Annotated in this window: 19 protein-coding genes; 4 read left to right on the top strand and 15 right to left on the bottom strand. The window is 47.5% G+C overall.

Annotated features, from left to right (window positions below):
* The first annotated feature begins 157 nt into the window (after positions 1 to 157).
* Positions 158 to 625, top strand: coding sequence for a GNAT family N-acetyltransferase (locus tag MUB35_RS08155; protein ID WP_244806034.1), 468 nt, complete (start codon positions 158 to 160; stop codon positions 623 to 625).
* Here MUB35_RS08155 and MUB35_RS08150 read toward each other — a convergent pair.
* The 15 genes from MUB35_RS08150 to dapF form a co-directional block, all read right to left on the bottom strand.
* A complete protein-coding gene (locus tag MUB35_RS08150) occupies positions 605 to 895 on the bottom strand; it encodes a hypothetical protein (protein WP_244806033.1) in 291 nt (96 codons plus the stop codon). The genes MUB35_RS08155 and MUB35_RS08150 overlap by 21 nt on opposite strands.
* Positions 896 to 914: 19 nt before the next feature.
* Complete coding sequence (locus MUB35_RS08145; protein ID WP_244806032.1) at positions 915 to 1,910, bottom strand: LacI family DNA-binding transcriptional regulator; 996 nt, start codon at positions 1,908 to 1,910, stop codon at positions 915 to 917.
* Positions 1,900 to 2,931, bottom strand: coding sequence for a LacI family DNA-binding transcriptional regulator (locus MUB35_RS08140; RefSeq protein ID WP_227210298.1), 1,032 nt, complete (start codon positions 2,929 to 2,931; stop codon positions 1,900 to 1,902). The genes MUB35_RS08145 and MUB35_RS08140 overlap by 11 nt, the downstream gene beginning before the upstream one ends.
* A 79-nt stretch (positions 2,932 to 3,010) precedes the next feature.
* The gene (locus MUB35_RS08135) at positions 3,011 to 3,598 is read right to left on the bottom strand and encodes a CDP-alcohol phosphatidyltransferase family protein (RefSeq protein WP_054350935.1); all 588 of its coding nucleotides are present in this window, start codon (positions 3,596 to 3,598) and stop codon (positions 3,011 to 3,013) included.
* Between the two features lie 126 nt (positions 3,599 to 3,724).
* On the bottom strand, positions 3,725 to 4,303 hold the full coding sequence (locus MUB35_RS08130) for a cytidylate kinase-like family protein (RefSeq protein ID WP_244806031.1): 579 nt from the start codon (positions 4,301 to 4,303) through the stop codon (positions 3,725 to 3,727).
* Between the two features lie 18 nt (positions 4,304 to 4,321).
* Positions 4,322 to 5,014 (bottom strand): LrgB family protein, encoded by a 693-nt coding sequence (locus MUB35_RS08125; protein WP_033143576.1) that lies wholly within the window; start codon positions 5,012 to 5,014, stop codon positions 4,322 to 4,324.
* Positions 4,995 to 5,366: a CidA/LrgA family protein gene (locus MUB35_RS08120; protein WP_033143577.1), complete on the bottom strand. Its 372-nt coding sequence runs from the start codon at positions 5,364 to 5,366 to the stop codon at positions 4,995 to 4,997. Before MUB35_RS08120 ends, MUB35_RS08125 begins: the two co-directional genes overlap by 20 nt.
* A 240-nt stretch (positions 5,367 to 5,606) precedes the next feature.
* Positions 5,607 to 7,634 (bottom strand): beta-galactosidase, encoded by a 2,028-nt coding sequence (locus MUB35_RS08115; RefSeq protein ID WP_244806030.1) that lies wholly within the window; start codon positions 7,632 to 7,634, stop codon positions 5,607 to 5,609.
* 62 nt (positions 7,635 to 7,696) lie between these two features.
* Positions 7,697 to 10,723, bottom strand: coding sequence for a glycoside hydrolase family 2 TIM barrel-domain containing protein (locus MUB35_RS08110; protein ID WP_244806029.1), 3,027 nt, complete (start codon positions 10,721 to 10,723; stop codon positions 7,697 to 7,699).
* Positions 10,724 to 10,876: 153 nt separating this feature from the next.
* Positions 10,877 to 11,683, bottom strand: coding sequence for a carbohydrate ABC transporter permease (locus MUB35_RS08105; protein WP_033143580.1), 807 nt, complete (start codon positions 11,681 to 11,683; stop codon positions 10,877 to 10,879).
* Positions 11,680 to 12,567, bottom strand: coding sequence for a carbohydrate ABC transporter permease (locus tag MUB35_RS08100; RefSeq protein WP_103731023.1), 888 nt, complete (start codon positions 12,565 to 12,567; stop codon positions 11,680 to 11,682). The genes MUB35_RS08105 and MUB35_RS08100 overlap by 4 nt, the downstream gene beginning before the upstream one ends.
* A gap of 157 nt (positions 12,568 to 12,724) precedes the next feature.
* Positions 12,725 to 14,101 carry an ABC transporter substrate-binding protein gene (locus MUB35_RS08095; RefSeq protein ID WP_033143582.1) on the bottom strand — a complete coding sequence of 459 codons (1,377 nt, stop codon included), beginning with the start codon at positions 14,099 to 14,101 and terminating at the stop codon, positions 12,725 to 12,727.
* Positions 14,102 to 14,315: 214 nt separating this feature from the next.
* Entirely contained in the window at positions 14,316 to 15,248 is a 933-nt protein-coding gene (locus MUB35_RS08090) for a helix-turn-helix domain-containing protein (protein WP_033143583.1), read from the bottom strand.
* A gap of 471 nt (positions 15,249 to 15,719) precedes the next feature.
* Positions 15,720 to 15,896: a hypothetical protein gene (locus tag MUB35_RS08085; protein WP_156120902.1), complete on the bottom strand. Its 177-nt coding sequence runs from the start codon at positions 15,894 to 15,896 to the stop codon at positions 15,720 to 15,722.
* Positions 15,897 to 16,018: 122 nt separating this feature from the next.
* Positions 16,019 to 16,864, bottom strand: coding sequence for a diaminopimelate epimerase (gene dapF / locus MUB35_RS08080; RefSeq protein WP_033143613.1), 846 nt, complete (start codon positions 16,862 to 16,864; stop codon positions 16,019 to 16,021).
* A gap of 238 nt (positions 16,865 to 17,102) precedes the next feature.
* Between dapF and MUB35_RS08075 the strand changes: the two genes are divergently transcribed.
* The 3 genes from MUB35_RS08075 (at position 17,103) to MUB35_RS08065 (ending at position 19,496) form a co-directional block, all read left to right on the top strand.
* Positions 17,103 to 17,948 carry an AraC family transcriptional regulator gene (locus tag MUB35_RS08075; RefSeq protein WP_033143584.1) on the top strand — a complete coding sequence of 282 codons (846 nt, stop codon included), beginning with the start codon at positions 17,103 to 17,105 and terminating at the stop codon, positions 17,946 to 17,948.
* Positions 17,949 to 18,042: 94 nt separating this feature from the next.
* Positions 18,043 to 18,900, top strand: a complete 858-nt coding sequence (locus MUB35_RS08070) for a dipicolinate synthase subunit DpsA (RefSeq protein ID WP_148393054.1) — start codon at positions 18,043 to 18,045, stop codon at positions 18,898 to 18,900.
* Positions 18,901 to 18,917: 17 nt separating this feature from the next.
* Positions 18,918 to 19,496, top strand: coding sequence for a dipicolinate synthase subunit B (locus MUB35_RS08065; protein ID WP_033143586.1), 579 nt, complete (start codon positions 18,918 to 18,920; stop codon positions 19,494 to 19,496).
* Positions 19,497 to 19,549 lie beyond the last annotated feature (53 nt).

Raw genomic sequence — 19,549 nt, 5'->3', positions numbered from 1 at the left:
AATTTTTATATAAATAAATTCAGGATATATTTTATATAAAACTAAAATTATTTTATTTTCATACCGAACCTTAACAAAAAAAGAAAACTGCACTGCTATACTTCTGACCTGGGATATTGTATAATGAGGCAAATTAGACTTTAGTGGGGTAATATTTATGGAACTTATTTTAAAAAGGGCAACTTGCGAAGACGCAGAACTTATTTGGAAAATGCAGATTGAAGCATTTTCTGACTTATACGAAAAATATCAGGACACTGATACCAGTCCTGCAACTGAACCACTTGAAAAAATTTTATCTCGCCTCCGGCAATGCTTTACCTATTATTACATAATAGAAGTTGATAGAAATATCGTCGGGGCATTACGTGTCGTGGACAAAAAGGAAAAAGGAGGTGCGAAACGTATCTCGCCTATATTTATTTTGAAAAAATATAGAAATATGGGAATTGCGCAGGCGGCAATTATCGAAGCGGAACGCATACACGGCAATGATAATTGGGAATTAGATACAATTTTATCGGAAAAAGGAAATTGCTATTTGTATGAAAAAATGGGATTCAAAAGCACTGGGAAAACCGAAAAGGTAAATGACAAAATGACTTTAGTTTTTTATCAAAAATGATAAAATATAATCCAGTATCATTCCTGTATCAAACAGGGGATTCAGCGTAAAATGCATTAAGGATACGGTAATCCACAGTCTGGTCGCAGGCGTTGACGGAATGCCGAAATGAAAATCCTGGATCTGGGAACCGGCTCCGGATTTTGATACTGTTATGAGCCGGTTTCCCAAAGACGTGACAGACGGATATTCCCTGGAAATCCGGAATGATGAAATCTGGATCACTGAGAAGGTCACAATCTGCTGTTTCAAAAACAAACCGAAAATCAAGATACTTCTGCCTTCCCGCCTACCCCTTTACACTGTTGCCCTCCGCCATTTTTTCATTCACCAGCACCATCCGCCCAAAGCCGTCATCCGGGCGGTTCATAAGTTCCAAAAGGAGCTCTGCCATAAGTACACTCCTCTTTTTATGAGGTACTTCAAAGTGGGTCAGTTTATAGGGCAGCAGTACCGTGTCGGGAATGGCGTCAATTCCCAGAAGAGATATCTGATCCGGCACGGATATGCCCAGCTTCATAAGGGACTGGGCCGTCCCCACGGAAACCAGAAAGTTTTCCAGAAACACTGCGTCCGGCAGCATATCACAGCGGGTAAAGTATTCCTCTGCCCTCCGCTCTATCTCCTCCCTCTCGTTCCCTGTCTCCCAAAAGCTGCCTGAAATCTCAGGATTTCTGTTGAGATACTCCAAAAAAGCCTCTCTTCTTGCCCTGAAATTATAGATGGCCTCCGCGTTCTGAAAATATACTATCCTTCTGCAGCCATGGGCTTTCAGATATTCCATCCCCTGAAAGACAGCCTGACGGTTGTTAAAGTTCACCATATTCCAGCCGGCCTCCCCGGACCCGCAGTCACTCATGACAAGGGGAACCCTGCACAGGGAGATCAGTTCATAATCCTTCTCACCGAATTCATCCGCCCGCAGCAGTATGCCCCTGGTCCCGTCCGTATTGCTTTTCAGCAGCGCCTCCTTCAGTTCCTCATAGCCGTAAGCATACACAAGCCTGACCTCCAGCTTGTCCCTCTGAAGGCGCTCCACGCTCTCCACATAGGTGATCCTGAAGAACGACCCCATCCCCCCTGACAGTACACGGGGAGAATTTTCAAAGATGATCAGTTTCACAAAGGTTCCTTTCGTCACATCTTTTCCCTGCTGGCCGCTGATATATTCCAGTATCCGCTTCCTTGTCTCCTCATTTACCCCCGGTTTGCCGTTGATGGCAAGGGATACCGTGGCGGTGGACACACCCAGGGCCTCTGCCACCTCTTTTGATTTAACCTTCATCGCCGTCACCGCCGTTTCTGTCCTTCAGATCCCTGACACTGTCGCGCTCCACAAAGATTGTGCATACCTGGGTCTTGGTCTTGATCTTATCGGTACCGTTTATCACTTCCAGAATCCTTCTGACCGCCACACGCCCCATCTCCTGCTTCGGAACCCGCAGAGTCGTAAGCGGAGGATTGGCGATCTCACAGAACGGCAGATCATCAAATCCCACCACAGAGATATCTTCCGGCACCTGATACCCCTTTTCCTGCAGCGCCCGGATTGCCCCCAGAGCCACCATATCATTATCCGCGAAATAGGCTGTGGGAAGCTCAGGCCCGGTCTTCAGATATGCCTTCATATCCTCATAAGCGCCATTGATAGTGGTGGACAGCGTAACAGTATATCTCTTCTCCGGAACCAGCCCCGCTTTATTGAGGGCAGTCGCATACCCGACGGCTCTGGAGCGGAATGCTTTGATCCTGAATTCCCCTCTCAGATAACCAATCCTTCTATGCCCCTTTTGCAGCAGATATTCTGTTGCCATACGGGCAGAATCCGCGTTGTTGATCAGAACGCCGTTAAAGCTCATGTCCCAGCTCCAGTAGTCCAGCATGAGAAAGGGGCAGGACGCATTCTTATAGAGAGCCACATCCTCCTCCATCAGCTCTGTTCCCAGCATGATCACCGCGGAAGAATTGTCATGTATCAGCCAGTTCACCTGTTCCTCGTAGTCCTCGTCCTCATAATTCAGGCGGCACAGCACCATCTCCATCCCCGATGCCCGGCACTCTTTCTCGATTCCGTCAATCAGAAGTGAAAAAAAAGGCGTATCGTCTATGATCAAACCATTTCTCTTGAAGATAACGAATTTGATTTTCCCGATACGCGATTCACTGATATAACCCATCTCTTTCGCCACACGGAAAATCTCGGCTGCCGTATCTGCATTGACCCCTTTTTTGTGGTTCAGTGCATTGGAAACCGTAGCAGGCGAGAATCCTGTGCGCTCACTGATATCTTTTATACTTACTTTCATATTCCGACCTATCCCTTTATCCAGACTTTTTGCATATAAAATTTACATATAAATATTTTATCAAAAAGTTTAAATATTTTCAATAAGCCTGTCCTTTTTCTTTCCACATCTTCACAAACACCGGCACATACAGCACCCAGGTCACAGCCATGAGCACGCCGCAGCACACAATCAGGGCATTTACCAGGGATAAGGGCAGCCGCAGGAAGAAAAACAGCACAAACATCACCACATAAGAAAACGCAGTACAGACCTTCCCATACCATTTTGCCCCATCCAGCTTTCTGCCCCGGTAATGTGACAGCAAAAGCCCCATGATTCCCATGAAGCCCTCTTTCAATATAAACAGTCCCACCAGCCAGCGCATATTTTCATACCGGAAAGCCAGACATAGGATCATAGCACCCAAAGTCAGCTTATCCGCCACCGGGTCCAGGGCTTTCCCCAGCTCTGTGATCATATGAAAATGCCTCGCCACTTTGCCGTCCAGCATATCCGTGATCCCGGAAATCCCCACCAGCACAGCGGCAATATAATACTCCCTCACCGACTCCGCATGATAATACAAAAGGACATAGACCGGGATCAAAAGAATCCGGAAATACCCCATGATGTTCGGAATGGAAAAAATCTCTTTCCTGGTCAATGGTTTTTCAAAAAATGCCATACAAATCCTCCGCCGGGCGCAGGCCGTAAAACGCATCCTGCACAACCCGGAAATCCTTAAACTTCTGAAGCACCTTACTGCTTATAATGATAATCATAATGGACGGAAATATCAACCCCAAAGGCCTTAAAACAGCCCCCTGATCTTAAGATAATCAAATATCACCTCTGCACACTTATCCGCCCCCAGAACACTGCTGTCAAGACACAGCTCATAGGCATCCGCCCTTCCCCATTCTCTGTGGGTATAATACCTGTGGAAAGATGCCCGCTCCTCATCCACTCTGTCTATTTTCTTTTTGGCACCGTGTGCGGAAAGCCCCTCTGTCTCCGTCACATATTGAACCCTCTTTTCCATATCCCCGTGTATAAAAATGCTTACGGCATCCTGTTTTTTCCGGAAGATCTCATTTCCGCACCGGCCAATGAGTACACAGGGACCATTGCCGCACAATTCCCGGATACGGGCAAAGGGTATCCTTCCCACTTCTCCCTCCTCATTGTTCATGGCAATGGCATACAAAAGGCTGTCTACAGGCTGTTCCTCATAAAATTCCCTTACTTCCTCATAATCTCTTCCCCTGGCGATCCTGGCAAGCTCTTCTTTGTCATAAAAGGCACAGCCCAGGCGCTGCGCAAGCATCTTCCCCACTGCCCTCCCCTGGCTTCCGTACTGTCTTCCTATGGTAATGATTCCTTTTTCCATCTCAACCGCTCCCTTCCGCTACATAAACCCTGCAAACACTGAGGCACCGATCACAGTCAACAGACCTGCTACCGCGATTGCCAGACTGCTCATGGCGCCCTCCACCGGACCAAGCTCCATAGCTTTTGCCGTTCCGATGGCATGGGACGCGGCCCCCAGGGACAGTCCTTTTGCCACAGGCTCCTGAATACGGAAAATCTTAAATATCACTTCTCCTATCATGTTGCCCAATATCCCGGTAATAATGATAACTGCCACGGTAATTGTGACAATTCCGCCCAATTCCTCAGACACACCCATACCGATCGCTGTTGTAATGGACTTTGGAAGCAGCGTCACATACTGGGCATGGTTCAGGCCGAAAAGCTTTGCCAGAAGAAATACACTGACAAGGCTGGCAAGCACGCCGGAAATCAGCCCTGCTGCCACAGCCTTCAGATTTTTCTTCAACAGCCCCATCTGTTCATACAAAGGCACTGCAAGGCATACCGTTGCCGGTGTCAGAAGGTAGCTGATATACCTGCCGCCTTCATAATAACTGTCATAATCAATATGCCCCACTGCCAGCACACCCATCACACAGATAACACCTATAAGCAGTGGGTTAAAGACTGCCATTTTAAATTTTCTCTTGAGAAGCAGCCCCGCTTCATACCCAAGCAGGCTTAAAACAGCTCCCCAGAAAACAGAATCACTCAGAAATGCTTTCATTTTTCTTTTTCCCCTTCCGTATAATCCCCTGGGTCACAAGTCCTGTCACTGCCATGACGAAAACCGTGGTGACCGCAGTTATAACTGCAACCGGAACGAAGACAGGTTTCAGCACGCCCCATGAATTCAGCAGCCCCGCGGCAGCGGGTATGAACATCACAGGCATAATCTCAATCAAAAAACCCGCCGTTTCCCTCACCTGACGCGTCTTCAGAATCCCTGTCTGAAGCGCGGCCAGCATCAGAACAAGACCATAGACACTGGCAGGCACGGGAAGCGGCAGGATAATATGAAGCCCTTCTCCCAGAAATGAAAAAAGTAAAATAATACAGAATTGTCTCAAATACTTCATAGCTCCTCCTTCTGTCTTTTCAACGTTGTCAATATACCTTAAAAATTATACCCCCTCAGAAAGAAAAGTCAATGTATACCTGGAAATTCCTTAACAACCACTGTCGGATGCAGCCCCTGCAAAAATCTGTCCATCCCCTTTTCTCCATGAAAAATGCAGGCAAAGAGTCCGTAAGACTTCTTTGTCTGCATTTATATCCTCTTAACTGTTATTCAGTATCTCAGCTCATACGGTTCCTGTCTATTTTCTTTTTTTGAGAACCACCATGTCAAAGCCCTTCACCGTACCGTCATATTCCCCATACCAGACTGAAAACGGCCCTTTGGGCAGGCGCACCTCTGTGCTTTCCCGGTTGAAGTTCTGTACGATCAGGTAGAGCGCATCCTCTGTCTCCCTGGATGTCACTTCGATTCCGGCGGGAATATGATGAATGTAGCGTTTGATACCGCATTCTTTTACCAGCTTCCTGTATAATTCATCATAGAAGCCCTGCTCAAAATCCGCACACACATAGTAAGCTTTCCCCTCACCGTAAGCGTTGCAGGTAAGTGCCGGCATTCCCGCGTAAAAATCACTGCCAAAGGTCATAAGAACCTCCGCGCCGTCTGTTTTCACCAGGTCACAGAGATGTTCACAGGTGTAGCTCTTTGCCATGCACAGGGTATTTCCTTCCACCGGAACACCGCTGTTGGTCTCTCCGTCATAGAGTCCGTCAATCTCCGTACTGCGCAGACCGCACACGTCCATAAGTCCGTGAGGTGTTCCGCCCAGGAAACAGAGGTCCGTGTCATCCACAATCCCTGACCAGTATGTAAGGATCAGCTTACCGCCTGCTTCCACAAACTTCCTTGCCTTCTCCTCAAACCCGGCCCGGAACATATAAAGCATGGGAGCCGCCGCTATCTTATAACCTTCCAGATCCTGTTCCATGTCAATGACATCCACATCCAGTCCGAGCTTACGGAATGCATAGTAGGATTTCTCCACTGCCTCTTTATAATACAGGTTTTTATTTCTCGGACCTGCCGCGTCCTCCATGGCCCAGCGGTTTTCCCAGTCATAGATGACTGCCGCCCGGGCTATAGTACGGCTGCCCGCCATTTCACCAAGAGCTTCCAGCGCTTCTCCCACTTCTGTGACTTCACCGAACACTCTGGTGTCATCCCCGCCGTAGTGGTCAATGACAGCGCCGTGGAATTTCTCGCTGGAACCACGGCTCTGGCGGAGCTGGAAATACTGCACGCTGTCTGAGCCGTGTGCCACTGCCTGCAGAGACGCTGCCCGCAGCATCCCCGGCTTTTTCAGCTTGCTCACACTCTGCCAGTTGGTGGCTGAAGGACATGATTCCATGAGGAGGAACGGCTTTTTCAGAATGCTCCTCATAATATCATGCTGCATTCCCGTATCCATGGCAGTGTGGGATTCCGGCCCCTTATGCCATGTGGGGTAATTGTCCCATGTGACGATATCCACCACATCCTTGAATTTGTGGTAATTCAGGCCTTCGTAGTTATACATCATATTGATCATGACCGGAAGGTCTGAGCCGCCGTCTTTCACAGCCTGTGCCTCGTGGCGTACAAAATCCACGGTCCGGTCCGTAACAAAACGTTTCCAGTCCAGGTTTAACCCGTGAAGTCCGGATTCCCCTCTCGGGGACGGGCTTTCCACCTGTGAAAAATCATTGTATATATGGCTCCAGAAGGTTGTCGCCCAGGCTTTGTTCAGCGCCTCAATAGTCCCGTATTTTTCCTTCAGCCAACTGCGGAACGCTTCCTGGCAGAGGGGACAGTGGCATTCTCCGCCGTACTCGTTGGACAGATGCCAGCCAATGACACCGGGATGCTTTCCGAATTTTTCGGACAAAGCCATATTCATCCGGCGTACTTTATCTCTGTATACAGAGGAGGTATAGCAGTGGTTATGTCTGCCGCCAAACAGGTTTCTGTGCCTGTCCGCGTCCACCCGCAGGACCTCGGGATATTTGTCTGCCATCCATTTTGGGCGGGCACCGGAAGGAGTAGCCAGGATTGTGGAGATACCGTTTTCCCAGAGACGGTTTATGATATCTTCCATCCAGCCGAAATGGTACTCCCCTTCACGGGGTTCCAGAACTGCCCAGGAGAAAATCCCCAGGGAAACTTCATTGATTTTTGCTTTCTTAAAATACTCGATGTCTTTTTCCAGGATATCCGGGGAATCCAGCCACTGTTCCGGATTGTAGTCCCCGCCGTGAATCATTTTACCGAAATTTACGTCTTTGCCCATATCTGTCCTCCAATGGGCCGGTCTGTGGCAGGCCGGCCCTGTTCTTAAACTATTCTGTATTCTTATACCCCTTTAAAGCTGAATGTAAATTCCATTCTGCCGTCCGTGTTCAGAAGATATTCCGGATGGGTTTTGGAACCCCAGCTGTCATCTCCCGCAACACCCATCTGTTTTGCAGATACCCTGACAACCGTGTAGTGTACTTCCGGAAGCTCAAAGGGATGCATAGCGTTTTCAATCTCATGCGGCGTATAGGGAAGTGCGGAGAATTCCATCTTATCTCCTGTAAAGAGCATTCCCCTGCCCTTTCTGTCTGTGACGCTGGCCCAGCGTACGCCCACTTTATTGCCGCATTCCTGCGGAACCAGGTACTCTGCCATGTTGTCAGCCACTTTATTTTTGTAGATTCCCAGCTTTGCACCGAGGCAGCGGTCCACATAGGTCTCCTCCGGCCCCATGCCGTACCATGCCACATTGTCGTAATCCGCGTCGAACTTGAACATCACGCCGAACTCCGGCATATCGCCCAGTTCCTTTACCGGGTCATAAGACAATGTGGTCTCCACGGTCCCGTCACCGTATACCCTGTAAGCAAGGCTGCACTCTGCGGAAGGAATGGACGGCATATAATATGTGTATGTGATCACAGCACTGTCTTCCAGGACTTCCAGCTTCGGAATGCGGTATCCGCCCTGGGGGTCTTTGTGGTTCAGATACATGCTGGCCAGCTTCCACTGCCCGTAGCGCATGGGCATCAGATTGCCGCAGTCATTGTCTGTAGGTGCCCTCCAGAAGTTCGGTTTCGGTATTGCCTTGATCATCTCCACACCGCCGTACACATAGGACACGAGGCCGCCGTTCAGATAGGAAAAGAGAATACGGAATCCATCTCCGTGAATGCCGATATTGTGCATGCTCTTTACGATCTCCATCTTTCCCCTGTGCAGTGCAGCAGGTGCCGGAACCTCATACACACCCTGTCCGAAGGCAACCTCATGCCCTCTCTTGGCCCAGAGCGTATCCTCTCTCAGACGGAAGGATACCGTGACGGCATACTCTCCCGGCAGAGTCTGGACACTGACCGGCAGCTCGTAGACTTCCTCAGAAAGAGGTGCCACATGTGTTTCCAGACCTGCCTCTCTCAGCAGATGTCCGTCCTTTTCCACCAGAACAACACAGTCAAAGCTGTCTGTATTTACAAACAGATTTTTATTGACCACCCGCACCTTATCCTTCTCCACAACAGCCGTAATGTTCTGGTAATTGAACTTTACTTCCTGCATCTTCGGGGATGGCATGCGGTCTCCGCCGTATGCAATACCGTTGCCGCTGAAATTGTAATCGCAGGGGCGGTCATCAAAATCTCCGCCGTATGCCAGAAATTCTTTTCCGTAACGGTCTTTTTTATAAATGGACTGATCAATATAATCCCAGATAAATCCGCCCTGATACAATGGCTCTGTATCTGTCAGATCTGTGTATTTGTGCATGGCACCACAGGAATTTCCCATGGCATGCGTGTATTCACAACAGATAAACGGTTTGCTCCTGTCTTTCTCCAGAAATGCCTTGATGCTCTCCACAGAAGGATACATCTGGCTTTCCATATCACTGGATCCGTTATATCTGCGGTCCCAGAATACCCCCTCATAGTGCACCAGCCTTGTGGGGTCCTCTTTGCGGTAGAACTCTGACATCTCATAGATGTCTTTGCCGCCGAAGGATTCATTTCCGCAGGACCAGATCAGGATAGCCGTATGGTTTTTGTCCCTCTGATACATGGAATTTACGCGGTCCAGCATCATGCCCAGCCATTCCGGATGGTCACAAGGCACTACCTTGTTCAGATCCGGTTCCTTCTTCTCCGCCTGGGAATCCCAGGAGCCGTGTGATTCCAGATTGTTCTCTGCGATCATATAGAGCCCGTACTCATCACACAGATCATAGATATCTGAGCCGTCCGGATAATGGCAGGTACGGATGGCATTGATGTTGTTTCTCTTCATGGTGACAATATCTTTCACCAGCTCTTCTCTCGACACATGACGGCCGCTTACAGAGCTGAATTCATGGCGGTTCACGCCCTTGAACACGATTCTTCTGCCGTTCAGCATCATAATATTGTCTTTCATCTCGAATCTGCGGAAGCCTACCCTGTAAGGAATCACTTCCGCCAGAGTACCTGCATTGTCAAACACCTGAAAAAGCAGGTCATAAAGCACCGGTGACTCCGCACTCCAAAGCGCGGGGTTATCCACTTTCATCACCAGTCTTGTGTCACTGCCCAGAGCACTTTCCTCTGTCATCAGCACAGTTCCATCCTTTGACAGAGCAATCTTTACGCTGCCCTTTGCTGTGGCCTTGAGCACGATCTCCAAATCTGCCTTTGTAAAGGTGTCATCCAGCAGAGTACGGATCCTCATGTCCTCCACATGTACCTCAGGCACCGCATAGAGATAGACGTCTCTGTAAATACCTGAAAAGCGGAAGAAATCCTGGTCCTCACACCAGCTGCTGCTTGTGAATTTGAAGACCTGGGCTGCCAGTTTATTCTCTCCCTCCTGCAGGTATGGTGTCAGTTCAAACTCGGACGGTGTAAATGTGTCCTCACTGTATCCCACATAACTGCCGTTCAGCCAGACTGCAATGCCGCTCTCGGCACCCTGGAAGGAAATAAACACACGTTTTCCTTTCATGTTCTCAGGTACTTCAAAATATTTCACGTAACTTGCCACAGGATTAAACCGTGTAGGGATCTGACCTGGCTCCAGCTCTTCCCAGCCCTCCCAGGGGTACTGCACATTGGCATACTGAGGACGGTCATATCCCTCCATCTGGATGTGAGCCGGCACATGGATGTCATCCCAGGACCTGCAGCAGTAATCCATGGACTCAAACCCCGGAATTGTGCTGTGGTAATTATTTGCATAGTGGAATTTCCACAGACCATTCAGGCTGTACCTGAAATTCTCCTGCTTCTGCTCCATCTCTTCCATGGAACCATAATATCTGTGGTCCGAATGGGCCGCTGCCCTGTTTTCCTGGAACCAGGCAGGGTCTTTTACTTTCTCGTACTGAAATGCTTTCATTTTTTACCTCCTGTTCGTTATCCGGCGGACAATCCTTTATTTTTATCTGCCGTATGATTAAAAAATAAGGCGGATATCTCATGAAAACAAAATATCCGCCTGTAAATTACTTATTTTCAACAGCCCGGCACAAGACCGAATACTGTCTCTTTTTTATTTAACAGCACCTGTGATACCTTCGGCAAAGCTCTTCTGCAGACAGAAGAATACAATTGCGGTAGGCAAGGTACAGATAAGTACACCGAGCATCAGCATACCATAATCAACCGTATAACCACCTAACAGGTTGGCTACCAGCATAGGCATGGTGATGGAGCTGTCTGTCTGTAAGATTACCTTTGGCCACAGATAGTTGTTCCATGCGTTCATGAAAGTGATGGTCATGGCTGCCGCATAAGTGGAGCGCATGGTCGGGAAGAACATGCGGAAGAAAATTCCTGTCTCACTCAAACCATCAAGACGTGCTGCCTCGATGATATCATGTGGGAACGAACGCGCGCTCTGCCTGAACAACATGATCAAAAACGGTGTCGATATGGTGGGCAGCATGAAGGCTGCCATGCTGTTAACCATTTTCAAAGTGGAGAACATCTTGAACAAAGGAATCATGATCGCTGCGAAAGGAATCATCATAGCTGTCAGAAGGAGTGTCATAACCACATCCTTGCCTTTGTCATGGTAAATCTCAAAGCCGTAGCCTGCGATGGAACATACCAGCAGAGCCAGAGCTGTAAGGATAACAGCATTTCTGAAGGAGTTCCACATAGCTCTTGCCAGATCCTGATTTGCCAGAAGGGCTTTGAAGTTTTCTGCAACATAACCTCCGGGAATCAGCTTGCCGGCAACTACGTCTGTACTTTTATTTGTTGCTCCGCAGAACATGTAGTACAGCGGAAATACAGATAACAGGGAAACGATCGTCAGGAATACATACTGGAATATTTTTTGGCCTTTATTCATCGTTCATCACCTACTTTCATCTGAATAACTGCCAGAATCGCAACCATGATCAGTACAATGATGGACATTGCAGCCGCATAGCCGAAATTCGGGCTCTGTACAAAGGACGTATTGTATATGTAGTGGGACAGAGTCATTGTTGATTTACCCGGTCCGCCGTTTGTCAGGTTCAGGGACTCATCGAACAACTGCAGTGTACCATTTGTGGACATGATAGTTGTAAGAAGAATCGTTGGTTTCAAAAGCGGTACTGTAATTTTGAAGAAAGACTGTACCGGTGAAGCACCGTCAATCTTGGCAGCCTCGTAAACGGAATATTCAATATTCTGCAGGCCTGACAGATAGAATACCATGTTGTATCCTGTCCATCTCCAGATCAGGGCGATAATGATAACTGCTCTTGCGGTCCATGCATTTGCAAACCACATAATAGGGTTCATGCCAAAGCCTCTTAAGACTGTGTTGATGAAACCATCATTTGCAAACATGGAACGGAAAATCATAGCATAGGATACAAGGGATGTTGCACAGGGAAGGAAAATCGCTGTACGGAACAGTCCTTTAAACCGCAGATGCTTGTTGTTCAGCATAGAAGCCAGTGCCAGCGCCAATACCAGCATGACCGGTACCTGAATGATCAGGTAGAAGAATGTGTTGAACAAACACTGTTTGAATGTAGGGTCTTTCAGAATACGGAGATAGTTCGCAGCACCTCCGAAGGTTAAATTAATACCAATACCTGTCTGCATTGACATAATGAACGCTTTGATCATGGGATAAAAACTCATCCAGCAGATCAGGGCTGTTGCCGGAATCAGGAAGACCCAGCCTGTCACATTATGTTTCTTTTCCAGAGACATCCCTTTTTTATTAGGACCACTCATAAATATGCACCCTCCTTTTCATTTTTAATTGTGAACAGATACAGTGAGCATTCCGCCTCTGTACCCGATTCAAAAAGGTCTGCCGCTGCTTTTGATGAGCAGCAGCAGACCTTTCATTTCTTAGAAATAAAGAATCAATTCAGGGGTCTGTTATTTATCAGCCGCCCATTGTGAAGTCTACAGTATCCTGAGCTTCCTGAAGTGCGGTTCCGATGTCAATACCCTGCTGTGTGATCTGGGAAAGTGCAACACCGATAGCATCACGAGCGTCATAGTAGAACGGTCCTGTAACGTTGGAAGGTGTCTTTGTAGCAAAATCTACGATCTTAGCATATACTTTGTCATTTGAGAAGAACGGAACTTCCTGATTGTAAACATCAGAATCACCAGCCGGTGCCCATGTTGCCAGAGCGCCCTTAGCGATCAAATCATCATACAGTTCTGTGCTTCCGCCGAATGTGGATTTCAGGAAATCTACAGCAACGTCTGGTTTCTTACAGTTAGATGTAACTGCCCATGAAGAACCACCGTTGTTGGAGTAGTTGCTTGCTTCGCCAACGCCTTCCATCTTAGGCATGTTTGTAACTGCCCATTTACCGGACTGATCTTCCTGTGCTGTAACAGTAGCCATGATCCAGCATCCGTTGATAACGCCTGCAACGGTACCATTGTTGATGGATGCAACATACTGATCCCAGTCAGTTACTTCAAGTAATGTGCCGTCTTTTACCATCTGAGAATAAATCTCAACAGCTTTCTTAACAGCTTCATTATCAACGATGTTTGCTTTTCCGTCTTCTGTGAAGCAGGAAGCTCCTACAGACTGGATCATCATCATGATAATATCAGTAGAACCTGCCTGCTGTGTCAGCAGAGGCTGTCCTGTTTTTTCTTTGACAACTTTAGCTTTTTCCATAAAGTCATCCCATGTGATATCTGTAAAGTCATCTACAGTATATCCTGCCTGCTCCAGCATATCTGTTCTGTAGCAGCTGATTGCAGCACCGTTATCAAACGGAACGCCGTAGTTCTTGCCGTCTAAGGTAGAGTAAGCTACTTTAGCTTCGGAGAACTGTGTATAGTCAATACCCTTGTCCGTTAAGTCAACGAAGATATCCGGGTAGTTTGTAGCATATTTCTGGAAGGAGTTGTCCTGCATCAGGAAGATGTCAGGTAATGTACTTAAATCACCTGCTGACATAGCAGTTGTCAGTTTTGTCTCGATATCATCTGACTGGATCTCAGTAACTTTAACGTTAAATCCTTCATGATCTTTTGCGTAAATCTCAGCTGCTTTATTGATTGCATAGATGTTGAAGTTCGGGTCCCAGCACCATACGGTCAGGGTATTCTCATCATCTGTAGCTGCTACGGCGTCATCTGCCGCGTCATCTTTTTTCTCGTCTGTTCCGGTAGTCTCTTCCTTTTTGGTATCTCCGCCGGTACTTCCGCTTCCGTCATCTCCGCCTCCGCAGGCTGCAAGTGAAACAACCATCATAGAAGCCAACATAGCTGCAACAATTTTTTTTCTCATAATAAATGCCTCCCTTTAATTATTAGCATCAAACACATGAATGTACATACGGTCCTATTATTCGACAAATTGTTTGTGTAATATGACCACATTTCCGTTTTTTCACGGTCCAGCATATATGTATATTACATCACTTCGCCGCATATGTCAATAATTTATTTGTCTAATTTGTACATTCCCTATTTTTTTCTGATATTTACCTGTATTCGGGGCCTTACCAGCCCTTTAAAACCGATACATTATAGTTGGAGGGGTTGTCTTCTTTTCCCCTTGCCGCACTTCTCCACTGGTGTGGAGCAGTTCCCACAATCTTCTTGAAGTTACGGATGAATGTGGCGGATGCCTGGAAACCAACCTTAACGGCAATGTCTTCCAGACGTTCATCTGACTTGGCCAGATATTCACAGGCCCGTTCGATCCGCACAAGATTCACATATTCTGCCGGAGAGGTATTCATGTATTCCGTAAACACTCTCCTGAAATGTGTCTCGCTCATATGGCATATCTGTGCCAGCTGTCCTACCTTGATCTCTTCCTGATAATGCTTTTCTATGTAATTCAGAACTGCCAGAATACTGTTCAGGCTTCCGTCATCTATGACCTTAGCCTCCGGCACGCTGTCTGCCGGATTCATTCTGGCTATTTTGAGGAGCAGTGTGAGCAGGCATCCCTGCACGCTCTCCAGATAAAACTCCTCTTTGTTCCGCATCTCATTCAGAATGACACGTACAAGCGCATCGATTTCCGGTGCTTCTTCTCTGCTGGTCAGAAACATGCGGCTGTGAAGCCGTTCAAGCACCGTGTTGGCATACACAGGTTTATCTGCATATACATTCTTTAAAAAGCGCTCCGTATCTATAAAAAGGTATTCCCAGCTGTCAAAGACGTCGTCCCTTCCCGTTGTGTGGTGGGGAAAATTCTTGGGTATCACTGTGACAGTGCCTTCCCCGTACCTGACGTCCTCTTTTCCCAGGTGCATAACACCCTCGCCATAACAGCAGTAGCCTATCTCCATATAGTTATGGAAATGCATAGGATCACTTCCATACCTTGTTACCCAGCGTTCGCCCATGAGTGCGATCAGAGGCACACGCTGCGGAATCTCATAATATCGGAATTCCACATATTCTTTTTCTCTCTTCTTCATCTGTAAGCCCTCGTTTCCATAATAAACTCATAACTTTATACTTTAGCTTATCATAGCCCCTTAGGCTTCGTCAAATTTTTAAGAACCTGTTGAAAAAAAACGTACAACTTCCGTTATCACGGACTCTCTCAGACTTTTCTTATAAGAAATTCCCCCTTGTCCAGGATTTTTCTCCGATCCCTGTTGTCAATCGGCCTAATCACCTCGGCTTTTGCCCCTTGGTTTTCATCAATTATACCATCATATATCCGGTTATTTTACTCATAATCGATTCGTTTTTTTGCATTTTCAATCATTTTTAGCAACTTTGCCTCATTGTTTTTGTATCAAATGCCAGGTTTGTTGTAAACTCAGCCCCAAAAAACTGCCCAACAAAGCGGAAAAACCGGCAGTTTTACAGGCAGCGGCAGCAGAACAGACAGAAAGGCTCCCGCTCAGCCTGTATGCTGCGCGGAAGCCTTTCTGCTCTTTTTATTCCTCAGTATCTGTTTTTTCTTTGTTGTCTCTCAAAAAATCATCCATCATCCTTACCAGGTCCAGCTCGCTGAGAAAAGAATATGTCCGATTCTCATATTCCAGAACTCCCTGCCAGGTATGATATTGCTGTGAACTCACAGTCACACGGAAGGTCCTCTCATCCATCTGCATCTTCCTCTCCCTTTGCTGCCAATGAATCCGTTCCTCTTTACACAGATTCATTTTAACGCAGGTACCGCGCAGTGAAAAGCACCGTTTGGACGCATTAACGGGTTTTTACTCAACCTGAGGACCTACGGCTCAAACCGAAGGAAATCCTCGGTCATTTCAACCCGGCACACACTCTGTACACTGCCGGTCATCATCACATGCCAGTCCTCATCGATCTGGATCCAGAGCTTGCCGCCGGGCATGTGTACCATCACATCCGAATCGATCATCCCCAGCTTGTAGGCCACCCCTGCCGCTGCGCAGCTGCTGGTGCCGGAAGCCAGCGTATATCCCACACCCCGTTCAAATATCTCTATCTGAATGTTATTTTTATCCAAAACCTTCATGATCTGTGTATTCACCCGGTCACCAAAGTATGCAGAGCGCTCAGAAAAAGCACCTATTGTGCAGACCTTCTCCCTGGATATCTCCGCCATGGGGATCACACAGTGGGTATTGCCCATGGATGCACAGGAACAGTCATATTCCTTCTGCCCGAATACCATCTTCTCTCTGAGCGCTTCCCTGGCCTCCCCCGCAAGTCCCGCGTCTTTGCTGGAAAAGGACAGCTTTCCCATATCCGCCTGAATCCGCGTGCCGTCCGCATTGAGAAAACGCACCTGCACTTTCCCGCCTTTTGTCCGGATCGTCAGCCGTTCACTCAAAGTATATCCGGCATCCTTCAGATATTTTGCAAAGATACGGATACCGTTTCCTGCTCTTTTTGCCTCACTGCCGTCCGGATTGAACACACGGACGGCAAATTCTCCATCTTCTATATAAGGGCCTGCCAGAATACCGTCTGAACCAACCCCGAAATTCCTGTCACAGATTTTACGGATTTTATCAGCATCCAGCTCCTCCGTATTTTTCTGACAGTCATATACCAGATAATCATTTCCTATTCCATGATATTTTTCAAATTTCACTGCTCTCTTTCCTTTCCTGCTGCGATGCGTCTGCAGAATCTGACGCGCCATACCCTATTTTATGTCACAGCCCACAGTGCCGTCCCAGATACCTCTGCGGCTCAAAACAATTTTAAGCATCGGTCTTAGAGTCTGTATCTAGTTTATCAGACACTTTTATGTTATAATATAAGCATCGTGTTAAAAACATTGCAAAATATGCTGAACCAAAAAAATCAGCCCACAGGAGGGACCCAAATTGGATTCTTACAGCAAAACCGGTTATCTGAAAGACGATTTCCGCCTTTTTCACATTACCGATGAGGAGGAACACAGCTTTTCCTACCACTATCATGACTTTTATAAAATACTGATTTTCATACGCGGTGATGTCACATATCATATTGAAGGTAAGTCTTTTGACCTGAAGCCCTATGACATTGTCCTTGTAAATGCCGGTGAGATCCACAAACCGGTCATCAACAGCAAATCTGTCTATGAGCGCATGATCCTCTATATCTCGCCTGCATTTATGGATGCCTGCCGGGACGGGGCAGATTCCCTGAACCGGTGCTTTGTGCAGGCCCAGACCAGCCGCTCCAATGTACTGCGCGTAGAGCTGTTCAGCCAGAGCCGGCTGTATCAGGTTCTGCAGGAGCTGGAGAAATCCTTTGGCGGGGATGCCTTTGCAGCCGCCCTGTACCAGAAGGCCCTTTTTCTGGAATTTCTGATCCTTTTAAACCGCTTCTCCATGGATGCCTACACAGGCACGTATATAGAAAACAGCCGCTGTAATTCCAAAATCCTTCCTGTGCTGGATTATATCGGAGAACATCTGGCTGAGGACATTTCCATCGACCTGCTGGCGTCCAGGTTCTATATGAGCCGTTATTATCTCATGCACCTGTTCAAACAGGAGACAGGATACAGTGTAGCCAGCTATATCTCTACCAAACGTCTGCTGCGGGCCAGGGCACTGATCCAAAACGGTATGTCCGTCACAGATGCCTGTTACCAGTGCGGATTTAAAAACTATTCTTCCTTTTCCAGAGCTTATAAAAAGCTGTTCCACACTTCCGCCAGAGGGGAACGGAATCCGTCATAAACGGCGTTCCCCTCTGTCCGCCCCCATACCGGGGCACATCTTTTTTTCCTCTTACATATAGTAAATAAGAGTTCAGACATTCAGGAGCCAGGCAATGAGTCACTTAAAATTTGATTTTGCAGTGATCGGGGGAGATATGCGCCAGGTCTACCTGGCAGAGTATCTCCTGGAATGCGGCTGCAGGGTTTGTAAATATGCACTCTGCGCAGATATTCCGGACTCTTCCTGTTATGCTGCCTCCTCTCTTTCGGAAGCAGTTTCTAACGCGGAGACTGTCCTTGCGCCGATTCCCATAAATAAAAGCAAAGAGATTCCCCTGTCCCTTCTGCCGGATATGCTCCGGGAGGGCCAGTCCTTTTTTGCAGGATGCATACCCAGAGACTTTCAGGAAAAAGTTTTTTCAAAAGGAATCTTTGTCTCTGATCTAATGAAGGATGAGATTCTCACAGTAAAAAACAGTATCGCAACCGCTGAGGGTGCCATTGCGGAAGCCATTCAGAAAAGCAGCCGCAATCTACACGGGAGCCGCTGTCTCGTATTGGGATACGGAACCTGCGGAAAAACCCTGGTCTCGTATCTTACAGGCATGTTCTGTCATGTAACTGTATGTGCCAGAAGACCCGGTATACGGGCAGAAGCCGAAACCCTGACAGGAAAGGCCATCGCCCCGGAAGCACTGAAAGAACACGCGGACAGTTTTGATTTTATCTTCAACACGATTCCCGCGCCGATTCTAGACAGGTCACTTTTAAAGAGCCTCCGAAAACAGGCTCTTATTATTGATATCGCTTCTGCTCCCGGCGGCGTGGATTTTGCCGCGGCCAGGGACCTGGGGATATCCGCATATCTCTGCCCGGGACTTCCGGGGAGATATGCCCCTCGTTCCTCCGCCCATGCCATAGCGGAAGCTGTTTTTCGTATATTAAAGGAATTTAATGATATGTCGTCATAAATAAAAGGAGAAGAATTATGTCGTTAAAAGGAAGGAAAGTGGGAGTGGCCTTTACCGGCTCCTTCTGCACATATAAAAAAGTGTTTGATGAATTACAGAAGCTGGCGGACGAAGGCGCCGAAATACAGACCATATTTTCCGATGCCGCCAAAAGTATTGACAGCCGTTTCGGCAATGCGGAGGACTTTGTGGCAAAAGCCCGCAGTATCACAGGCAAAGAGCCCATGCTCACCATCCCCCAGGCGGAGCCAATCGGTCCTAAGAGCCTGCTGGATATTCTTGTTATCCTGCCCTGCACAGGCAATACCATAGCCAAACTTGCCAACGGCATCACAGATACACCTGCCCTCATGGCAGCCAAGGCACATCTCAGAAACGATAAACCGCTGCTCATATCCATCTCCACCAATGACGCGCTGGGAATGAATATGAAAAATATCGGCTTGCTTTTGAATGCCAAGAATATCTATTTTGTTCCCTTTGGCCAGGATAACCCGGAAAAAAAGCCCAACTCCATGATTGCCCGCACAGAACTTCTCATACCTTCTATTGAGGCAGCTTTAAACGGAAAACAATATCAGCCGGTTATACAGTAAATAACCGCTGCTGCCGCAAATAGCAGCCTGATCATTTATCCGGCGGGGCTTTT

It is taken from the genome of Blautia sp. NSJ-175 (assembly GCF_022867815.1).
Classification (GTDB): domain Bacteria; phylum Bacillota; class Clostridia; order Lachnospirales; family Lachnospiraceae; genus Blautia; species Blautia celeris.
This window is presented reverse-complemented; position numbering and strand designations above follow the sequence as displayed.